Consider the following 18,449-nt stretch of genomic DNA (forward strand, 5'->3'; position numbering starts at 1 on the left):
CCTGTGGCATGTGCGCGATGGGTGCGCAAGGAGGCTGTATCCGAGGCGTCTGTTGTGTCCGCGCTGTGACCGCCGCCCGCGTAGTACTTGGCCCCATGCCCACTACTCACAAACGAACCGTTTCCACTGTGCTCGCAGTGTCCGCGCTGCTCACCGCCGCACTCCTCACCGGCTGTTCCGACGAGGGCTCGTCGTCGAACGAGGCCAAGGCGCCCAGCGGCGCCGAGGCATCACCGACCAGTCCGCAGGACCAGTCCCTGGCCTTCTCGAAATGCATGCGGGACAACGGCGTGGCCGCCTTCCCCGACCCGGAGCCCGGCGGCGGTCTGGCGCTCAGTCCGGACAGCGGCATCGACCCCAACTCGGCCGAGTTCCAGCAGGCGTTGCAGGCATGCCGCGACAAGATGCCCCAGGGCAAGGTCGGCGGCGGCGGTGCCGGCGGCGGGGCGCTCGACTCCACGAAGGTCGCCGCCTGGGCGAAGTGCATGCGGGAGAACGGCCTGCCGGACCTGCCCGACCCGGAGATCAACGGCGGCAACATGAGCATCGACTTCGGGGGCAGCGGTATCAACCCCGGCGGCGAGGACTTCAAGAAGGCGAGGGTGGCCTGCCAGGACAAGTGGCCCGGCGGTGGTCTCACCGGCTCGGGCGGTGGCCAGTGACCGCGTCCGACGAGACCCGCGAGCTGGAACACGACGCGGACACCGAGGCTCCGCACCCGAACGGTGCAGCCCCCGGCCCCCTGGGTCCCGCGGGCACCGACGGCGCCCCGGACTCCTCGGTCGCGCTGGAACTGCGCAAGCCGGGCGAGGTGTCACCGCCGAACGCCGGGGACCTGGAGGCGAGGCCCACGACCACACCGGAGATGGGCTCCCGCCCCGGGACTCTCGACCCCGCCGTACCGGAAACCGCCCCGGCCCGGACGGACGGTGACGACCCTTCCGCCCCGACGGGTTCCCGACGGCGCCGCCCCCTGCGCATCGCGGGGCTCGTCGTGCTCGCGATCGCGGTCGTCGCCGGAGCCGGGGCCGCGAGCGCCGGGGTCCTCGGCGGCGACGGCGGCGGCACGGACCTGGCCGCGCCCGACGCCCCGCCGAGCACCACCGGGGTGAAGCGCACGACGCTCACCCGCAGCGAGACCGTGGACGGCACCCTGGGCCACGGCGACGTGTCAGCCGTACAGGCGCCGGCCGGCCCGCAGGGCGGCGGGGGAGGAGTCGTCACCTGGGTGCCCGCCGACGGCGACGTCATCGAACGGGGCGATGCCGTCTACCGGGTCGCGGAGCAGAAGGTCCCGCTCCTGTACGGCTCGCTCCCCCTCTACCGGCAGATGCGGGAGGGCACCGAGGGCGCGGACGTGCGCATGCTGGAGAAGAACCTCGCCGCGCTCGGCTACTCGGGCTTCACCGTCGACGACGAGTACACCTCCGGCACCGCCGACGCCGTACGAGACTGGCAGGACGACCTGGGCCGCGAGGAGACCGGCACCGTACGGCCCGGCGACGCCGTGATCGCCGACGGCGCCCGGCGCGTCGCGGACGTGAAGACGGTGCCCGGGGCGCCGCTCAGCGGTGCCGTGCTGACCTGGACCGGCACCGAGCGCGTCGTCAGCGTCGATCTCGACGCGCAGTACGAGGACCTGGTCCGCAAGGGCACCAAGGCCACGGTCACCCTGCCCGACGACACCACCGTGCAGGCTGAGGTCACCGACATCGGCACCCCGACCACCGGCCAGGACGCTGCCGCGTCCGGCGGGGGCTCGGGCCCCGGCGGTTCCGGGGACTCCGACAAGGCCACCCTGCCCGTCGAGCTGAAGGTGGCCGCGCAGAAGGAGCTCGGCCGCTACCAGGCCGCCGCCGTCGACGTCTCCCTGAAGGCGGAGACCCGCGAGAACGTCCTCGTGGTGCCCATCAACGCCTTGGTGGCACGGCAGGGCGGAGGCTACGCCGTGGACGTCGTCGGACCCGACGGCGAGGTGCGGCCGACGCCGGTCGAGGTCGGCATGTTCGCCGACAGCATGGTCGAGATCTCCGGCAAGGGCATCGCGGACGGCACGGTCGTGGGGGTGCCCAAGTGACCGTGACCGCGGGCCCGGTGGTCGAACTCGCCGGGGTCTCCAAGACGTACGGCGACGTCCGCGCCCTGCGGGACGCCGACCTCGTCATCCACCGCGGCGAACTGCTCGCCGTCGTGGGCCCGTCCGGCTCCGGCAAGTCCACGATGCTCAACATTATGGGCACCCTCGACAGACCCTCCACCGGCACCGTTCACATCGACGGGCACGACGTTGCCCGCCTCACCGACCGGGAGCTGTCCGCGCTGCGCGCCCAGGCGATCGGGTTCGTCTTCCAGCAGTTCCATCTCGCCCCCGGCGTACCGGCGCTCGACTCCGTCTCGGACGGGCTGCTCTACAGCGGCCGTTCCCGAACCGAGCGGCGCCGGCTCGCCGAACGCGCCCTGCGCAGGGTGGGGTTGGGTCACCGTCTGCACCATCAGCCGCACCAGCTCTCCGGCGGCGAGAAGCAGCGGGTGGCCATCGCCCGCGCGGTGCTCGGCGACCCACCGCTGCTGCTCGCCGACGAGCCCACCGGCGCGCTCGACTCCCGCTCCGGCGCCGTCGTGCTCGACCTGCTCCATGAACTGCACCGGGCGGGCACCACGGTGGTCGTGATCACCCACGACCGGGACATCGCCGCCGCACTGCCGCGCGAGGTGCGGATCAAGGACGGCGGCATCGAGTACGACACCGCACGCGGGCGCCTGGACGGGATGCCCGCGACCGCGGTCCTAGAGGAGGCCACGCGATGAGCCTGACGACGGCACGCTCACCGCGGGCCCGGCCGGACACCGCCGCGCGCCCCCGCCCGAAGCCCGCCCGGCTCGGCCCCGCCGACGTGCTGCGGGTCGGCGGATCCGGACTGCGTTCGAGGCCGCTGCGGGTGTTCCTGTCGGCCCTCGGCATCGCGATCGGCATCGCCGCCATGGTCGGCGTGGTCGGCATCTCCACGTCGAGCACGGAGGACCTCGACCGGCGGCTCGCGGCGCTCGGCACCAATCTGCTCACGGTCACCGCGGGCCAGTCGTTCACGGGCGGCACCGCCCATCTGCCGGACGAGTCCGTCGACATGATCGGCAACATCGACGGCGTCACGGCGGTGTCCGCCGTCGGCCGGACCGACGCCAAGGTCTACCGCAACGACCGTGTCCCGAAGCAGGAGACCGGCGGGCTCACCGTGTCCGCGGCCCGCACGGATCTGCCGCGCAGCGCGGGCGTGAAGGTCGTCGACGGCCGCTGGCTGAACGCCGCCAACGCGCGGTATCCCGCTGTCGTCCTCGGCCCCAAGGCCGCCGAGCAGCTCGGGGTGTTCCGGGCCGGCGCCGACACCAGGGTGTGGATCGGCGAGCAGTGGTTCACCGTGGTGGGCCTGCTCGCGCCCAACGACCTGGTGCCCGAGCTGGACTCGGCCGCACTGGTCGGCTGGCCGGTCGCGGAGGAGCAACTGGGCTTCGACGGTTATCCGACGACCGTCTACACCCGCACCGATGAGTGGGCCGTGACCGACGTCCAGTCCGTCCTCGGCCACACCGCCAACCCGGAGAACCCCGGCGAGGCCAATGTGTCGCGGCCCTCGGACGCCCTGGCGGCGAAGGAGGCCACCGACGAGACGCTGAACGGTCTGCTCCTCGGGCTTGGCGCGGTCGCCCTGCTCGTCGGCGGGGTGGGCGTGGCCAACACGATGGTCATCTCCGTGCTGGAGCGCCGCTCCGAGATCGGTCTGCGCCGCTCCCTCGGCGCGACACGGGGGCAGATCCGTACCCAGTTCCTGTGCGAGGCCCTGCTGCTGTCTGCGCTCGGCGGCCTGGGCGGCGTCCTCCTCGGCATCGCCGTCACCTCCGGATACGCCGCCTACCAGGGCTGGCCCTCGGTGGTGCCGACATGGGCGATGGCGGGCGGCGTCGGCGCGACCCTCGTCATCGGCGGCCTGGCCGGCTTCTACCCCGCCGTCCGCGCAGCCCGGCTGCCCCCCACGGAGGCGCTGGCCACCACCTGATCCCGTGCCCCCGGTACCGCGGTGCTCTCTCCGCCTCCATCCCCCGTCGGCGGCGAGGGCACCGCTCAGCCATGCCCGCGCACCTGGGTGTGCCCGCGCGCGCATCTGCGTCGCACCTGCGCCGGCCCGCTCGCGTCCCGCCTGGACAGCCGCTCCTTCCCCTACGCTCGCCGCATGGCAGAGCAATCAGCGAAGGCCGGTGACGACGCCCTGTTCCAGCTCCTCGGTCAGCAAAGGATCGGCACGCTCGTGACCCTCAAGCGCGACGGCCGCCCCCAGCTGTCGAACGTCGGCTACGCCTACGACCCGGAGGCGCGCCTCATCCGGCTCATGGTCACCTACAACCGCGCCAAGACCCGCAACCTGCGCCGCGATCCACGCGCCAGCTTCCTCGTCACCAGCCCCAACGGCTACGCCTACATGATCGCCGAGGGCGAGGCGGAGCTGACGCCGATCACGACGGACCCGCACGACGCGGTCGCCGACGAACTCGTCGTCGTCTTCCGGGGATTCCAGGGCGAACATCCCGACTGGGAGGGCTTCCGCCACGCCATGGTCGCCGAACGGCGCCTGGTCGTCAGGCTTCCCGTGGACCGCGTGTACGGGGCGGCCGGCCGCCGCCTGAGCGGCCCCCGCAACACCTCCGCCCCGGCCGGCGGACTGACGCTCGGCACCGCCTGACCGGGCTGCCGCCGGAACGGAGCGGGGCGCCTCGCAGGCGGCTCAGCGCAGGACCAGCGGGCCGTCGTACCCGCGGCGGCAGCGATCCCACCCGGTGATGCCCCTCGACCACCAGAGTCGTCCCCGGCGCGATCTCCGTGAACCCGGCGTCCCGCACCAACGGCAGCCCGGCGCCGGTCAGTTCACGCCAGCGCCCCGGCTCCGCGGTCAGCACGGCCAGCGGAAACCCGGCTTTCGCTCCTCGGGGCCGATCATGGCTGTGGGCTCCACAGACACCGGGAGACGCAGACTGATCCTGGGCAGTTCGTTCAAGGGCGCACAGCATCAGCCCCGCGCCCCCCTCACCGCTTGCCGTCCGCCCCGGTGAAACGCTGGAATGCCACACATGCCGCTATCAGTGTCACGAAACTCCGCGCACCGACGCCGTCCCTGCCGGGGATCTCGTCCGTGCAGGTCAGGCCGCATGCTGGTACTCGTGGAGGGTGCCGCCGAGGCGGTCGCCCAGAACCAGCAGCTCGCCGTGGATGCGCCGGTAGCCCCAGCCGGGATTCTCCCGCGCCAGACGCAGCACGAGAACGCGGATCGAGCGCACGGTACGCGGCCGACCCGCACGCTTGGGCCGGGAACGGGCCAGGGCCGCACCCCCGAACAGCGGGGGTGCGGCCCTGGCCCGTTTCCGGCCCTTCCCTAGGAGATCGGCTCGCTAAGAGATCAGCTCTCTAGCAGATCCGCTCCCTGGCAGATCGGCTCGCTAGGAGATCAGCTCGATCTCCGCCAGCGTCGCCGGACTCGCCGAACCGGCCGGCACCAGCCGGTACTTCGTGTACGAGCCGGGTCTCGCGACCGAGAACACGCGGGTCTGCCGGTCCCAGGCGAAGCTCTCACCGGACCGCCGGTCCAGCTCCCGCCACTTCTCGCCGTCCCGTGAACCCTCGAGCACCCAACCGGCCGGAGCCTTGGCCCGGTCCATCGAGGTCAGCGTGTACTGCACCGCGCGGGTCGCGGACGGCACCGGCAGCTCCACCGGGGTGAACTCCCCGGAGGTGGCCGACGAGTCGTCGAACAGGGGCCCTTCGCCCTTGATCGCGTCATGGCGGGGCGCCGGCGCCTTGTCGTCACGGGTGATCGAGACCGGCGCCGCCGACTTGCCCGTGCCCCATGTGGACGGCTTCGGGCCCATGGTGAACTCCAGCGTGCCGCCGCGGGCGATCGTGCTGTGCGGCAGGGCGGTGGAGTTCCACGCCTTGCCGTTGACCCGCAGGCCCTGCACGTAGATGTTCTTCGCGCTGTTCTTCGGGGCCTTGACCACCAGTTCGCGGCCGTTGTCCAGCTTCACGGTCACCTTGGTGAACAGCGGCGAGCCGATCGCGTACTCACCGGAGCCCATCACCAGCGGATAGAAGCCGAGCGCGGAGAAGAGGTACCAGGCCGACTGCTCGCCGTTGTCCTCGTCGCCGTGGTAGCCCTGCCCGATATCGCTGCCGATGTAGAGGCGGGAGAGGACCTCGCGGACCTTCTCCTGCGTCTTCCACGGCTGCGAGGCCGCGTTGTACATGTACGGGGCGTGATGGGCGACCTGGTTGGAGTGGCCGTACATGCCCATCCGTACGTCCCTGGCCTCCGTCATCTCGTGGATGACACCGCCGTAGGATCCCGTGAACTCCGGCGAGGCCGTCTCCGGTGTGGAGAAGTACTCGTCGAGCTTCTTGCCCAGGGCGGCCCGGCCGCCGTACAGATTCGCCAGACCGCGGCTGTCCTGCGGCGCGGTGAAGGCGTAACCCCAGCCGTTCGTCTCCGTGTAGTCGTAGCCCCAGACCCGCGGGTCGTAGGAGCCGCTGGGCACGCGCCAGTCGCCCTTGAGATCGCGCCCCTGGAAGAAGCCGGCCTTGGAGTCGAAGAGCGTGGTGTAGTTGCGCGCCCGGTTGAGGAAGTACTCCGACTCCTCCTTGTACCGCGCCTTCCCGGTCTTCTTGTAGAGCGCCTGGCCCATCCTCGCGAGACCGTAGTCGTTGAGATAGCCCTCCAGCGACCAGGACAGGCCCTCATGGGTCTTGGTGGAGGCATAGCCCATGAAAGGCGAGGTCTCCATGCCCTTGCGGCCGACGCCCGAAGCCGGCGGGACCACGGTGGCGTTCTTCAGCGCGGCGTCGTACGCCGCCGCCGCGTCGAAGTCGACGCCCTTGATATGGGCGTCCGCGAAGGCGACGTCCGAACTGGTGCCGGTCATCAGATCCGCGTAGCCCGGCGACGACCAGCGGGAGATCCAGCCGCCGTCCTTGTACTGCTGGACGAAGCCGTCGACCAGTTCGCCCGCCTTCTTCGGGGTGAGGAAGGAGTACGCGGGCCAGGTCGTCCGGTAGGTGTCCCAGAAGCCGTTGTTGACGTACACCTTGCCGTCGACGATCTTCGCGCCGGTACGGGTGGGGGTGTCGGGCCCGGTCATCGGCGAGAACGGGCTCGCGTACTGGTACACGGGACGCGACGCCGTGCCGGTGTTCTCGAAACCGGAGTTCGGGTACAGGTACAGCCGGTAGAGGCTGGAGTAGAGCGTGACCAGCTGGTCTCGGGTGGCTCCCTCGACCTTGACCCGGCCCAGCAGCGCGTCCCACGCGTTCTGGGCCCGGTCCCGTATCCGCTCGAAGGAGGTGCCGGGCGGAATCTCGTCGGCGAGGTTCTTCTTGGCCTGGTCGACGCTGATGAGGGAGGTCGCGATGCGCAGACCGACCGTGCGGTCCTCGCCCGCGTCGAAGCGGAGGTGCCCGCTCACCCCTTCGGCGGCCGAGCTGGTGACCGGCTTGTCGAAGACCCCGTACACGAACATCCGGGTCGCGCCGGCGGAGTTCCCGCTCTTGACGTCCGAGAATCCGGTGAAGGACCGGTTCGCCGGATCGAGGGTGAGGCCGCCCTCCCTGGTGACGTTGTCGAAGAGGACGGAGGCGTCGTCGCCGGGGAAGGTGAACCGCATCGCCGCCGCGTGGTCGGTCGGGGTCATCTCGGCCCGCAGACCGTTCTCGAACGTGACGCCGTAGTAGTGCGGACGCGCGGTCTCGTTCTCATGGCGGAAGGGGAGGGCCCGCTTCCGGCGGTCGGTGTCGGGGGTGCCGGACGCGGCCGACGGCATGACCTGGAACGTCTGCCGGTCGCCCATCCACGGGCTCGGCTCATGGCTGGCGCTGAACGCCTGCACGGCCGGCAGATTGTCCGCGTTGTTGCCGCGGGCGTACTCGTAGAGCCAGCCCTTGGAGTCCGCGCTGGTCACCGGCGTCCAGAAGTTGAAACCATGGGGCACGGCCGTCGCGGGGAAGGTGTTGCCGCGGGAGAACCCGAAGGCGGAGTTGGTGCCGCGCGTGGTCGACGCGTAGTCGGACACCCGGTCGTGCCGCTTCTCGGGGGGCTTCGGGGCCAGCGAGATGTCGTCGAGCCAGCCCTGGAACCGCGCCGGGCCCTTGGCGGAGTCGTAGGCGACCAGGATCCGGTCCACGGTCCGGCCCGCCGCGACCGAGCCGATGGCGGACGCCACCCGGTTCCACTGGTTGACGTACAGCCGCTTGGCGGCGCCCTGCCCCTGAGGGGTGAGCGCTCCGCCGTAGGAGTCGACGGCCCCCAGATCGCTCAGATAGGTGCCGTCCGTGAAGGCGAGGTCCACGGACACGTTCGTCGCCGCGTAGTCGAGCGCAGACTCCGGCATCGACGGGAAGATCTTGTACGACAGTTCGGTGTCACGGCGCACCACCGTGTCGACGTCGAAGATCTTGTTGTACGAGTAGGCCCGTCCGTCCGGCTCGTGCGTGCCCGTGTACCGCAGCGCCCGCTTGCCGGTGTAGCCGACGTTCGCCTTCGCGGTGGGGGAGCTGCGGGGACCGCGGTCGACCAGCGAGCGCATGTCCTCGGGCGCGGGCGCGCCGGGGTTCTTGTCGGAGAACTGCACATCCGCGAGCTGGGTGATGTCCGCGCCGTTGTTCCGGGTGATCTCCAGCCGGTAGTGCGCGTATGCCGTGATGCCGGCCGGATCGCCGATGTCGTACGTTTTCGTCTGGAAGCGTTCGCCGAAGGTCTCGCCCTGACGGGTGTCGAGGACCTTCCATTCCTTGCCGTCGACGGAGCCTTTGAGGGTCCAGTCCTTCGGGTCACGGGAGTCGAAGTCGTTGGCCGAAGTCAGGGCATATGCGCCGACTTTGACGGGGATGTCGGTGTCGAACTCGATCCATGACGTGGGCGCGAATTCGAGCCATTTCGTACTTGGCTGAAGATCGATCAAGTTCTCTTTGATCTCACCTCCGCCCTCGTTTTCGCCGCTGGCGCGCACTTCTGTCACCTTGTCGGTGACATTGCCCGGAATTCCCTGGGCGTAGCCGCCGTTGACGCCGGATGACCGCTTTCTTCCGTCCGCTCCGACTTCCACGGTATTGCGCCAGTCCGGCGCGGGTTCCCCAGCCTCGAAGGACGAGGCGAATCGGGTCTCCGGAGCAGGGGCCGTGGGGGCGTTGGCGGGGAGCGCGGCGGCCGGTTGCCCCGTCACCACCAGCAGACATGCGACGGCGGCGAGGAGCGCCGCACGGGCGGAACTCGGCCGGGAACGGATGGGTCTGAGCAGAGGGTGGGTCGGACTGTGCTGAGATCCGGATCTGGCCATCACGGGCCTTTCCTCCTGTGTGAGCCGTGTTCGACAACGTTGTCATTTCAAGCCACAAGCTCCAGTAGGGAGGTAAGTGGTCTGCGGTGTCAAGGGTGTTGACGTGACGTCGGGGCTGGAATGGGCCATTCCGTGAAAAACGATCTTGTTAAACCGGATTCCGGTGGCCTTTACAGATATCCGGGAGGTCTCAACTCGGGAAAGACTGCCGCCGAACTTTGCTTTCGATCTTGCTCCCTCGAAGGGAAGTGGACTATACCTGTCGGCGTCCGGGCAGGCGTTGCACATGCTGCTCGGGCCAGGGGGAACGAGGAGGCAGGCCGGCGTGCGCGTGAACGTCTGCTGCCCTCAACCGTTTCCTCCGTCGAACGGTGCATGAACCACTTTTTTCTGGGCTTCCTCCGGGACGCCCGGTAATTGACCGCGGTGGCGGGGCCCTTCGCCTGAGGCGAGACGGACGGGCGACTTGTTCACCGCCTGAGTCCTGAATGAAGGCGAGGACTTGAGCATGGGATCCACGTCCGCCCACCACAATGAGGGTCTCGGCCGTCGAAATGTGATCAAGCGCTCTGCCGCGCTCGGCCTGATGACGGTTCCGGCCATGGGCTTCCTGTCCGCCTGCGCGAGCAGCGACTCATCCGACAACGACAAGCCCGCGCCGGGCAAGAAGACCGACAAGAACCCGCTCGGGGTGAACGAGTCCGCCCAGCTGGACTTCGTCCTCTTCGACGGCGGCTTCGGCCAGCAGTACGCCAAGGACGCGGTCAAGGTCTACGAGACCAACTACCCGAAGGCGACGGTCAAGTTCCACGCCACCCAGAAGATCACCACCGAACTGCAGCCCCGGTTCAACGGCGGCAACCCGCCGGACCTGATCGACAACTCCGGTGCCGAGCAGATGGACATGGGCGTCCTCGTCGGCAAGAAGCAGCTGACCGACCTCACCGCGCTGCTGGACGCCCCTTCCGTCGACGACCCCGCCAAGAAGGTCCGTGACACGCTCCGTCCCGGCATCGTCGAGATGGGACAGTTCGACGGCCAGCAGGTGTGGATCCTCTACTACGCCTACACCGTCTACGGCGTCTGGTACTCGCAGAAGCTGCTGGACTCGCTGGAGGCCACGTACCCGGAGACCTGGGAAGAGATGATCGCGGTCTGCGAGAAGGCCAAGAAGAAGGGCATCGCGGGCTGGACGTACGCGGGCAAGCACCCGTACTACATCCCCTTCTCGCTCTACCCGATGATCGCCAAGGTCGGCGGCAACGACGTTCTCGACGCGATCGACAACCTGGAGCCGAAGGCTTGGGAGCACCCCGCGGTCAAGACCTGTTTCGAGGCGTACTACGAGCTGGTCAGGAAGGGCTACATCCTCAAGGGCACGCCCGGACTCGACCACATCCAGTCGCAGACCGCGTGGACCGAGGGCAAGGCGCTCTTCATCCCGAACGGCTCATGGGTGGAGAACGAGGCGGCGAAGACCATGCCGAAGGACTTCAACCTCGCCGTGTCCGCGCCGACCGGCATCGACTCGTCGGACAAGATGCCGTTCGGCACGATCTGGGCCGCGGGCGGTGAGCCGTTCATCGTCCCGGCCAAGGGCAAGAACCCGGAAGGCGGGATGGAGCAGCTGCGCATCATGCTCAGCGAGGCGTCGTCCAAGAACTTCACCGGGTTGGTGAAGTCGCTGACCGCGCTGAACGGCGGCACCGACGGGGTCGAGCTGACCCCGGGTCTGAAGTCCTGTGTGGCCGCGCTGGAGAAGGCTGGCACGAATGTGGTCAACCCCCGGATGCAGGACTGGTACGTGGCGCTCCAGAAGGAGAAGATCGGCGTCGCCGGACTCGGCGAGCTGATGGCCGGCCGCGCGACCCCCGCCGAGGCGATCAAGAAGATCCAGGCGTTCGCCGACGAGGCTGCCAAGGACACCTCGATCAAGCACTACAAGCACCAGTGATCCCCCGCCGGGGCCCCTGTCCGACGACCGGGAACGGGGCCCCGGCTCCCCACACGGCACCAGCGGTGCTTCCCGCAGGTAGATCGGGGTCGGTAGGAAATGCAACACGGCAAGTACCGTTTCATCGTGGGGTTCCTGGCTGTGCCCCTGGCGCTGTACGCGCTCTTCGTCGTCTGGCCGTTCATCCAGTCCATCTACTACTCGTTCACGGACTGGAGCGGGCTGAGCCCCGACTTCGCGATGGTCGGGTTCGACAACTACACCCGGATGCTGGACGACGACATCTTCTGGAAGTCCCTCCAGCACAGCCTGACCTTCGCGGTCGTGCTTCCGCTGGTGACCGTCGCGCTCGCGCTGTTCTTCGCGTTCATGCTCAACGTCGGCGGCCGGCGCCGTAAGGGCGCGGCGGTCACGGGAGTGCGCGGTTCCTCGTTCTACAAGATCGTGTACTTCTTCCCGCAGGTGCTGTCGATCGCGATCGTGGCCCTGCTCTTCCAGTTCGCGTACAACCCGAACAGCGGCGCGATCAACTCCGCGCTCAAGGCGGTCGGTCTCGGCAGCATCCAGCCCGAGTGGCTGGGCGACCCCGATCTCGCGCTGATCTGTGTGATGGTGGTCCTCGTCTGGTCCACCGTCGGCTTCTTCGTGGTCCTCTTCTCGGCCGCCATGGCCTCGATCCCCAAGGACTTCTACGAGGCGGCGCTGCTGGACGGCGCCAACCGTTTCACCACTTTCTTCAAGATCACCCTGCCGCTGCTCTGGGACACCGTGCAGTCCGGGTGGATCTACATGGGCATTCTCGCGCTGGGCGCCGAGTCCTTCGCGGTCGTGCAGATCATGACGGTGGGCCCGCAAGGCGGCGGCCCCGACTACTCCACCATCGTCATGCCGCTGTACGTGTACCAGAAGGCGTTCCGGGACGGCCAGGCCGCCTACGCGACCACGATCGGCGTCGCCCTGCTCGTCGTCACGCTGCTCTTCGCGGCCGTGGTGATGCGCCTGGGCCGGCGCGAGCGGCTGGAGTACTGATGAAGACGACCGACACCACATCCGCCGACGTCACCGGTGACGGCGGACACGCCATGAAGACGGCGGCCCCCGGCGCGGGCGAGCCCGCGCGGGAGAAGGGCGAGGGCCGGGTCCTCAACGTCTTCTCGCACGGCATCCTCATCATCTGGGCGATCATGGTCGTGATGCCGCTCCTGTGGGCGGTCATGACCTCGTTCAAGACGGACAGGGCGATCTTCACCTCCCCCTGGGCGCTCCCCGACAAGCTGCACTTCTCGAACTGGTCGCGCGCCTGGACCGAGGCGCATATGAGCGACTACTTCCTCAACACCATCCTGGTGGTGGGCGGCTCGCTGATCGGGACCCTGCTGTTCGGCTCGATGGCGGCCTATGTGCTCGCGCGCTTCGACTTCCCCGGGAACCGCTTCCTCTACTTCCTCTTCATCGGAGGGATGAGCTTCCCCGTCATCCTGGCGCTGGTGCCGCTGTTCTACGTGCTCCAGAACATGGCCCTGCTGAACACGCTCCACGGCCTGATCCTCGTGTACATCGCGTACTCGCTGCCGTTCACCGTGTTCTTCCTCACGGCCTTCTTCCGAACGCTGCCGACCTCGATCGCCGAGGCGGCCTTCATGGACGGGGCCTCGCACACCCGGACGTTCTTCCAGGTGATGCTGCCGATGGCCAAGCCCGGTCTCATCAGCGTCGGCATCTTCAACTTCCTGGGGCAGTGGAATCAGTATCTGCTGCCCACGGTGCTCAACACCGAGCCGGAGAAGAAGGTGCTCTCGCAGGGGCTGGTGCAGCTGGCGGTGAGCCAGGGGTACAAGGGCGACTGGTCCGGTCTCTTCGCCGGTCTGGTGATGGCCATGCTGCCCGTCCTCGCCGCGTACATCATCTTCCAGCGACAGGTGGTGGCGGGTCTGACGGCCGGCGCGCTCAAGTAGCGGGCCGCCCGGAAGAGCGGACGCCCCCGGTGGGAATCCCACCGGGGGCGTCGCCGTCGCCTACGGGACAGCCCTTGGCCCTGTGCCGCCACTCAACGACTTGACGAGATATCCCCCGGACAGTGAGCTTAGAGTTCACAAGTTGGAGGAACGCCGGGGTTCCGTCGAGGGATCTCCGGCCGGAGTACGGCCGTCGTGCCGCACTCCGGGAGCAGGAGTGGATGAGCCGATGCAGACTCCGGGATCGCAGACGTCGCTGCACCGGGCCAATCTCGAGCGGGTGGTACGGGCCGTTCGCATGGCGGGCTCGCTGACACAGGCCGAGATCGCGCGGAGCACCGGGCTGTCGGCCGCCACGGTCTCCAACATCGTCCGGGAGCTCAAGGAGAACGGGACGGTCGAGGTCACCCCGACCTCCGCGGGCGGGCGGCGGGCCCGCAGCATCTCGCTGAGCGGGGACGCGGGCTATGTCGTCGGAGTGGACTTCGGGCACACGCATCTGCGGGTCGCGGTCGCCGACCTGGCGCACGCGGTCCTCGCGGAGGACTCCGAGCCGCTGGATGTGGACGCGTCGTCCGAGGAGGGCTTCGACCGGGCGGAACGCATGGTCAGCCGCCTGATCACCGCGATCGGGATCGACCGGCGGAAGGTGATCGGCGTCGGCCTCGGCCTGCCGGGGCCGATCGACCGGGAGTCCGGTGTGCTCGGGGCCACCGCCATGCTCCCCGGCTGGGTCGGCACCAACCCCAGCGAGGAGATGTCGAAGCGCCTCGGCGTTCCCGTGCACGTCGACAACGACGCCAACCTCGGCGCGCTCGGCGAGCTGGTCTGGGGCGCGGGCCGGGGCGTGCGGGACCTCGCGTACATCAAGGTCGCCGCCGGAGTCGGCGCCGGCCTGGTGATGGGCGGCCGGCTCTACCGGGGGCCCGGCGGCACGGCAGGGGAGCTGGGGCACATCACCCTGGACGAGACGGGCCCGGTCTGCCGCTGCGGCAACCGGGGCTGCCTGGAGACCTTCGCCGCCGCCCGCTACGTACTGCCGCTGCTCCAGCCCTCTCACGGAGCCGATCTCACGATGGAACGGGTGGTGACGCTGGCGCGCGAGGGGGACCCCGGCTGCCGCCGGGTCATCGCCGACGTCGGCCGCCACATCGCCGGCGGAGTGGCGGTGCTGTGCAATCTGCTCAACCCGAGCCGGATCGTCATCGGCGGCCCCCTCGCCGAGGCCGGGGAGCTGCTGCTCTCACCCATGCGCGAATCCGTGCCCCGGTACGCGATTCCCAGCGCCGCCGCGCAGCTCTCGGTGGTCCCCGGCGCGCTCGGCCGACGGGCCGAGGTTCTGGGCGCGATCGCCGTGGTACTCAGCGAAATGGGTGATTCCACACTTCTCGGCAGCACGTCGCCGGAGCACGCCACAACTTCACTTAGAGAACACATGGCACCGTTGTCATCTCGTTAAGGATTTACTCCTTGACGCTGACTGTCACGCGGAGTTGACTGCCTGGCACCTCGGCCGCACCGAGCGCGGCCCGTCAGGGAGGTTTGCTCAGATGAACGCACATCTGCGTCGTGCCGCGATCACCACGGCCGCCACGGCGATGGCCGTCACACTCGCCGCGTGCGGCAGCGCGAAGGAGTCGGGCGACAAGGCGAAGGAGTCGACGGGTGCCAAGAAGGGCGACGACATCACCGTCGGCCTGCTGCTGCCGGAGAACCAGACCGCGCGCTACGAGAAGTTCGACAAGCCGCTCATCGAGAAGAAGCTCAGCGATCTGACCAACGGCAAGGCGAAGGTCGTCTACGCCAACGCCAAGCAGGACGCCACCCTGCAGACACAGCAGGTCGACACGATGATCACCAACAAGGTCGATGTGCTCATCCTGGACTCGGTCGACGCCAAGGCCATAGCGGGCAGCGTGAAGAAGGCCAAGGACGCCGGCATCCCGGTCGTCGCCTACGACCGGCTGGCCGAGGGGCCGATCGACGCGTACACCTCCTTCGACAACGATGCCGTCGGCCGCGCCCAGGCCAAGTCGCTGCTCGAAGCGCTCGGCGACAAGGCCAAGGACGGCCAGATCGTGATGATGAACGGCTCGGTCACCGACCCGAACGCGGCCGTGTACAAGAAGGCCGCGCATGCCGAACTGGACGGCAAGGTGAACGTCGGCAAGGAGTACGACACCAAGGAGTGGAAGCCGGAGAACGCCAACGCCAACATGGAGGCCGCGATCGCGGCCATCGGCAAGGACAAGATCATCGGCGTCTACTCCGCCAACGACGGCATGGCGGGCGGCATCATCACCGCCCTCAAGGCCGCGGGCTTCACCAAGCTCCCGCCCGTCACCGGCCAGGACGCCGAACTCGCCGCCGTACAGCGCGTCATCGCGGGCGAGCAGTTCTCCAGCGTCTACAAGCCGTACTCCGGCGAGGCCGACGCCGCCGCGGAACTGGCCGTCGCGCTCGCCAAGGGCGAGGAACTCTCCGCGGTCGCCAAGGACACCGTGGACAGCCCGACCACCCAGGGCGTCCCGTCGACCCTCGTCCCCGTCGTCGCCCTGACCAAGGAGAACATCAAGGACACCGTTCTCAAGGACGGCATCTACACCCTCGACGAGATCTGCACCCCGAAGTACAAGGCCGCCTGCGACGCGCTCGGCCTGAAGTAGGCCGAAGCCTCTCACCGGGCCTTCAGCCCCCCAACCTCCGCCCCCCCAACCCCCGCCCCCGACTCGTAAGTTCTCCAAGTCCGACAGCCCCTGGTGCTCCGGAACTCCTGCTCCGGAAGCCCTCCAGCGCTCCGGCCCCCCGACCGAAACCCGGTTCGGCCGGGGGACCCTACTCCCCACAACCGGGGGCGGCCCCCAGCCCCCAGCGCCCGTCCCGCGCCCCGTCGTCGCGATCCCTCCGCCCGCCGGGGCGCCGGACGGTCCGCTTTCCCCCTGCCCCACTGCTCGGCCTCCGCGCCCCACTCCGGCGCGGCGCTCCCCGCCGGTCAGGCGATGAAGGAGATGGTTCACATGTCCGCTACGCCCGTGCTGGCGTTGCGAGGAGTCTCCAAGCGGTTCGGCGCCGTCCAGGCGCTCACCGATGTCGAGTTGGAGGTCCACTCCGGCGAGGTGGTCGCTCTGGTGGGCGACAACGGCGCCGGCAAGTCCACCCTCGTCAAGACGATCGCCGGAGTCCACCCCATCGACGACGGCGCCGTCGAGTGGGACGGCACGCCCGTGTCGATCACCCGGCCGCACGACGCCCAGGACCTGGGCATCGCGACCGTCTACCAGGATCTCGCGCTCTGCGACAACATCGACGTCGTCGGCAATCTCTATCTGGGCCGGGAGATCCGCAGACGCGGCATCCTCGACGAGGTCGAGATGGAGCGCCGCGCCAGGGAACTCCTCGACACGCTCTCGATCCGCATTCCCAGCGTCCGCATCCCGATCGCCTCGCTCTCCGGCGGCCAGCGCCAGACGGTCGCCATCGCCCGCTCGATGCTCGGAGCGCCCCGGCTGGTGATCCTCGACGAGCCCACGGCCGCCCTCGGCGTCGAGCAGACCGCCCAGGTGCTCGACCTGGTCGAGCGGCTGCGCGAGCGCGGTCTCGCGGTCATCCTGATCAGCCACAACATGGCCGACGTCAAAGCCGTGGCGGACCGCGTGGCCGTGCTCAGACTCGGACGCAACAACGGCGTCTTCGAGGTCAGATCCACCTCCCAGGAGGACATCATCTCCGCCATCACCGGTGCTTCGGACAATGCCGTGACCCGCCGTGCGGCGCGCGGAGCGGAGGTTGTGCGATGAACCTCGACAAGCCCTCCGGAACGAACCTCGACAAGGCCCCCGCACCCGCTCAGCCCACCGCCCCCGCGGATGCCGTACCCGCCCCGGCGGACGCCGCCCCCGGTACGCCCATGGTGAATCCGGAGGCCGCCCGAGCCGCCGTCACCGCGGTCGACCCCCGGCTGCTGGTACGCGAACAGGGCTTCGCGGGCTATCTCTCCGAGTTCAAGCGGAGGATGAGCGCCGGCGATCTGGGATCCATCCCGGTCGTCGTCGGACTGATCGTCATCGGAGCGATCTTCCAGAGCCTGAACTCCGCCTTCCTGTCCGCCGAGAACCTCAGCAACATCGCGGTCACCATGGTCGCCACCGGCATGATGGCCGTCGGCATCATCTTCGTTCTGCTCCTCGGCGAGATCGATCTCTCCGTCGGCTCGGTCAGCGGCGTCTCCGGTGCGATCGTCGCCGTCCTGACCGTCACCCACGGCATGAACGAATGGCTCGCGGTCGCCGTCGCCATCGCGAGCGGCGCGGCCATCGGGGCCGTACACGGCTTCTTCTTCGCCCGGATCGGCGCGCCCGCGTTCGCCGTCACCCTGGCGGGACTGCTGTTCTGGCTGGGCTTCATGCTCCAACTGCTGGGGGAGAACGGCACGATCAACCTGGACAGCGAAGGCGTCGTCGGCCGGCTGACGACGTACTACTTCACCGATGTGGCGGCCGGCTACGGTCTCGCCGCCGTCGGCGTGGCCGGCTACTTCCTCTCCGGGTTTCTCGACAGCCGCCGCCGCGCCGCCGCGGGCATCCCCGCCCGCCCGATCGAGGACGTCGTCGTGCGTACGGCGGTGCTCGCCGTGATCGCGTTCGCCGCGGCCTTCATGTTCAACCAGTACAAGGGACTGCCGCTGGCGGTGGTCCTCTTCCTCGCGGTCCTGGTGATCACGGACTTCGTGCTCCGCCGCACCGTCTACGGCCGCAAGATCTTCGCCCTCGGCGGCAGCGTGGAGGCGTCCCGGCGCGCCGGTATCAACGTCACGGCGGTCCGGGTCTCCGTCTTCGCCATCGCGGGGACCCTCGCCGCGATCGGCGGACTGTTCTGGGCCTCCAAGATCGCGGCGGCCAACCAGAGCGCCGGCGCCGGCGACCTCCTGATGAACGTCATCGCGGCGGCCGTCATCGGCGGCACCAGCCTCTTCGGCGGCCGCGGCCGGACATGGAACGCGCTGCTCGGTGTGATGGTCATCGTGTCGATCCAGTACGGCCTCGCGCTGGAGGGCATCGCCACCCCGATCCAGTACATGATCACCGGTGGTGTGCTGCTGGCCACCGTCGTGATCGACTCGATCACCCGCAGGACCCAGAAGACGGCGGGCCGCGCCTGAGCGAGGGCCGAGCGGC

General features: G+C 69.1%; 13 protein-coding genes and 2 pseudogenes. 12 read left to right on the forward strand and 3 right to left on the reverse strand.

Annotated elements, in window-relative coordinates:
- Positions 1-128 precede the first annotated feature (128 nt).
- The 5 genes from ACWEFL_RS17675 (at position 129) to ACWEFL_RS17695 (ending at position 4,733) form a co-directional block, all read left to right on the forward strand.
- The gene (locus ACWEFL_RS17675; RefSeq protein ID WP_451713104.1) at positions 129-662 is read left to right on the forward strand and encodes a hypothetical protein; all 534 of its coding nucleotides are present in this window, start codon (positions 129-131) and stop codon (positions 660-662) included.
- The gene (locus ACWEFL_RS17680; RefSeq protein WP_451713106.1) at positions 659-2,077 is read left to right on the forward strand and encodes a peptidoglycan-binding protein; all 1,419 of its coding nucleotides are present in this window, start codon (positions 659-661) and stop codon (positions 2,075-2,077) included. The genes ACWEFL_RS17675 and ACWEFL_RS17680 overlap by 4 nt, the downstream gene beginning before the upstream one ends.
- Entirely contained in the window at positions 2,074-2,808 is a 735-nt protein-coding gene (locus ACWEFL_RS17685; RefSeq protein WP_451713107.1) for an ABC transporter ATP-binding protein, read from the forward strand. The genes ACWEFL_RS17680 and ACWEFL_RS17685 overlap by 4 nt, the downstream gene beginning before the upstream one ends.
- Entirely contained in the window at positions 2,805-4,052 is a 1,248-nt protein-coding gene (locus ACWEFL_RS17690; protein ID WP_451713110.1) for an ABC transporter permease, read from the forward strand. Before ACWEFL_RS17685 ends, ACWEFL_RS17690 begins: the two co-directional genes overlap by 4 nt.
- Positions 4,053-4,226: 174 nt before the next feature.
- Positions 4,227-4,733: a PPOX class F420-dependent oxidoreductase gene (locus ACWEFL_RS17695; RefSeq protein WP_451713112.1), complete on the forward strand. Its 507-nt coding sequence runs from the start codon at positions 4,227-4,229 to the stop codon at positions 4,731-4,733.
- 64 nt (positions 4,734-4,797) lie between these two features.
- Here the strand turns inward: ACWEFL_RS17695 and ACWEFL_RS17700 are convergent.
- The 3 genes and pseudogenes from ACWEFL_RS17700 to ACWEFL_RS17710 all read right to left on the reverse strand — a co-directional run.
- Positions 4,798-4,968 (reverse strand): annotated as a pseudogene (locus ACWEFL_RS17700) (peptidyl-tRNA hydrolase); the annotation flags it as partial.
- A gap of 252 nt (positions 4,969-5,220) precedes the next feature.
- Positions 5,221-5,364 (reverse strand): annotated as a pseudogene (locus ACWEFL_RS17705) (integrase); the annotation flags it as partial.
- Between the two features lie 120 nt (positions 5,365-5,484).
- Positions 5,485-9,366 carry a GH92 family glycosyl hydrolase gene (locus ACWEFL_RS17710; protein ID WP_451713115.1) on the reverse strand — a complete coding sequence of 1,294 codons (3,882 nt, stop codon included), beginning with the start codon at positions 9,364-9,366 and terminating at the stop codon, positions 5,485-5,487.
- A gap of 508 nt (positions 9,367-9,874) precedes the next feature.
- Here ACWEFL_RS17710 and ngcE point away from each other — a divergent pair.
- The 7 genes from ngcE to ACWEFL_RS17745 all read left to right on the forward strand — a co-directional run bounded on the left by ngcE (position 9,875) and on the right by ACWEFL_RS17745 (position 18,433).
- On the forward strand, positions 9,875-11,320 hold the full coding sequence (gene ngcE, locus ACWEFL_RS17715) for an N-acetylglucosamine/diacetylchitobiose ABC transporter substrate-binding protein (protein WP_451713118.1): 1,446 nt from the start codon (positions 9,875-9,877) through the stop codon (positions 11,318-11,320).
- A gap of 99 nt (positions 11,321-11,419) precedes the next feature.
- Positions 11,420-12,349 carry a carbohydrate ABC transporter permease gene (locus ACWEFL_RS17720; RefSeq protein WP_451713120.1) on the forward strand — a complete coding sequence of 310 codons (930 nt, stop codon included), beginning with the start codon at positions 11,420-11,422 and terminating at the stop codon, positions 12,347-12,349.
- On the forward strand, positions 12,349-13,275 hold the full coding sequence (locus tag ACWEFL_RS17725; RefSeq protein ID WP_451713123.1) for a carbohydrate ABC transporter permease: 927 nt from the start codon (positions 12,349-12,351) through the stop codon (positions 13,273-13,275). Before ACWEFL_RS17720 ends, ACWEFL_RS17725 begins: the two co-directional genes overlap by 1 nt.
- 229 nt (positions 13,276-13,504) lie before the next feature.
- On the forward strand, positions 13,505-14,734 hold the full coding sequence (locus ACWEFL_RS17730) for an ROK family transcriptional regulator (RefSeq protein WP_451713125.1): 1,230 nt from the start codon (positions 13,505-13,507) through the stop codon (positions 14,732-14,734).
- Between the two features lie 91 nt (positions 14,735-14,825).
- The gene (locus tag ACWEFL_RS17735; RefSeq protein ID WP_451713128.1) at positions 14,826-15,941 is read left to right on the forward strand and encodes a substrate-binding domain-containing protein; all 1,116 of its coding nucleotides are present in this window, start codon (positions 14,826-14,828) and stop codon (positions 15,939-15,941) included.
- Positions 15,942-16,283: 342 nt separating this feature from the next.
- Complete coding sequence (locus ACWEFL_RS17740) at positions 16,284-17,072, forward strand: ATP-binding cassette domain-containing protein (protein WP_451713431.1); 789 nt, start codon at positions 16,284-16,286, stop codon at positions 17,070-17,072.
- A 110-nt stretch (positions 17,073-17,182) separates the two neighbouring features.
- Positions 17,183-18,433, forward strand: coding sequence for a sugar ABC transporter permease (locus tag ACWEFL_RS17745; protein ID WP_451713434.1), 1,251 nt, complete (start codon positions 17,183-17,185; stop codon positions 18,431-18,433).
- The last annotated feature ends 16 nt before the right edge of the window (positions 18,434-18,449 follow it).

This window comes from Streptomyces sp. NPDC004838, assembly GCF_053600955.1.

What these genes read in the sequence shown, in the direction of transcription:
- ACWEFL_RS17745 (WP_451713434.1), top strand. Translation starts at nt 17,183, where the DNA reads ATGGTGAATCCGGAGGCCGCCCGAGCCGCCGTCACCGCGGTCGACCCC.
- ACWEFL_RS17735 (WP_451713128.1), top strand. Translation starts at nt 14,826, where the DNA reads ATGAACGCACATCTGCGTCGTGCCGCGATCACCACGGCCGCCACGGCG.
- ACWEFL_RS17710 (WP_451713115.1), bottom strand. Translation starts at nt 9,366, where the DNA reads ATGGCCAGATCCGGATCTCAGCACAGTCCGACCCACCCTCTGCTCAGA.
- ACWEFL_RS17690 (WP_451713110.1), top strand. Translation starts at nt 2,805, where the DNA reads ATGAGCCTGACGACGGCACGCTCACCGCGGGCCCGGCCGGACACCGCC.
- ACWEFL_RS17695 (WP_451713112.1), top strand. Translation starts at nt 4,227, where the DNA reads ATGGCAGAGCAATCAGCGAAGGCCGGTGACGACGCCCTGTTCCAGCTC.
- ngcE (WP_451713118.1), top strand. Translation starts at nt 9,875, where the DNA reads ATGGGATCCACGTCCGCCCACCACAATGAGGGTCTCGGCCGTCGAAAT.
- ACWEFL_RS17720 (WP_451713120.1), top strand. Translation starts at nt 11,420, where the DNA reads ATGCAACACGGCAAGTACCGTTTCATCGTGGGGTTCCTGGCTGTGCCC.
- ACWEFL_RS17725 (WP_451713123.1), top strand. Translation starts at nt 12,349, where the DNA reads ATGAAGACGACCGACACCACATCCGCCGACGTCACCGGTGACGGCGGA.
- ACWEFL_RS17740 (WP_451713431.1), top strand. Translation starts at nt 16,284, where the DNA reads ATGGTTCACATGTCCGCTACGCCCGTGCTGGCGTTGCGAGGAGTCTCC.
- ACWEFL_RS17730 (WP_451713125.1), top strand. Translation starts at nt 13,505, where the DNA reads ATGCAGACTCCGGGATCGCAGACGTCGCTGCACCGGGCCAATCTCGAG.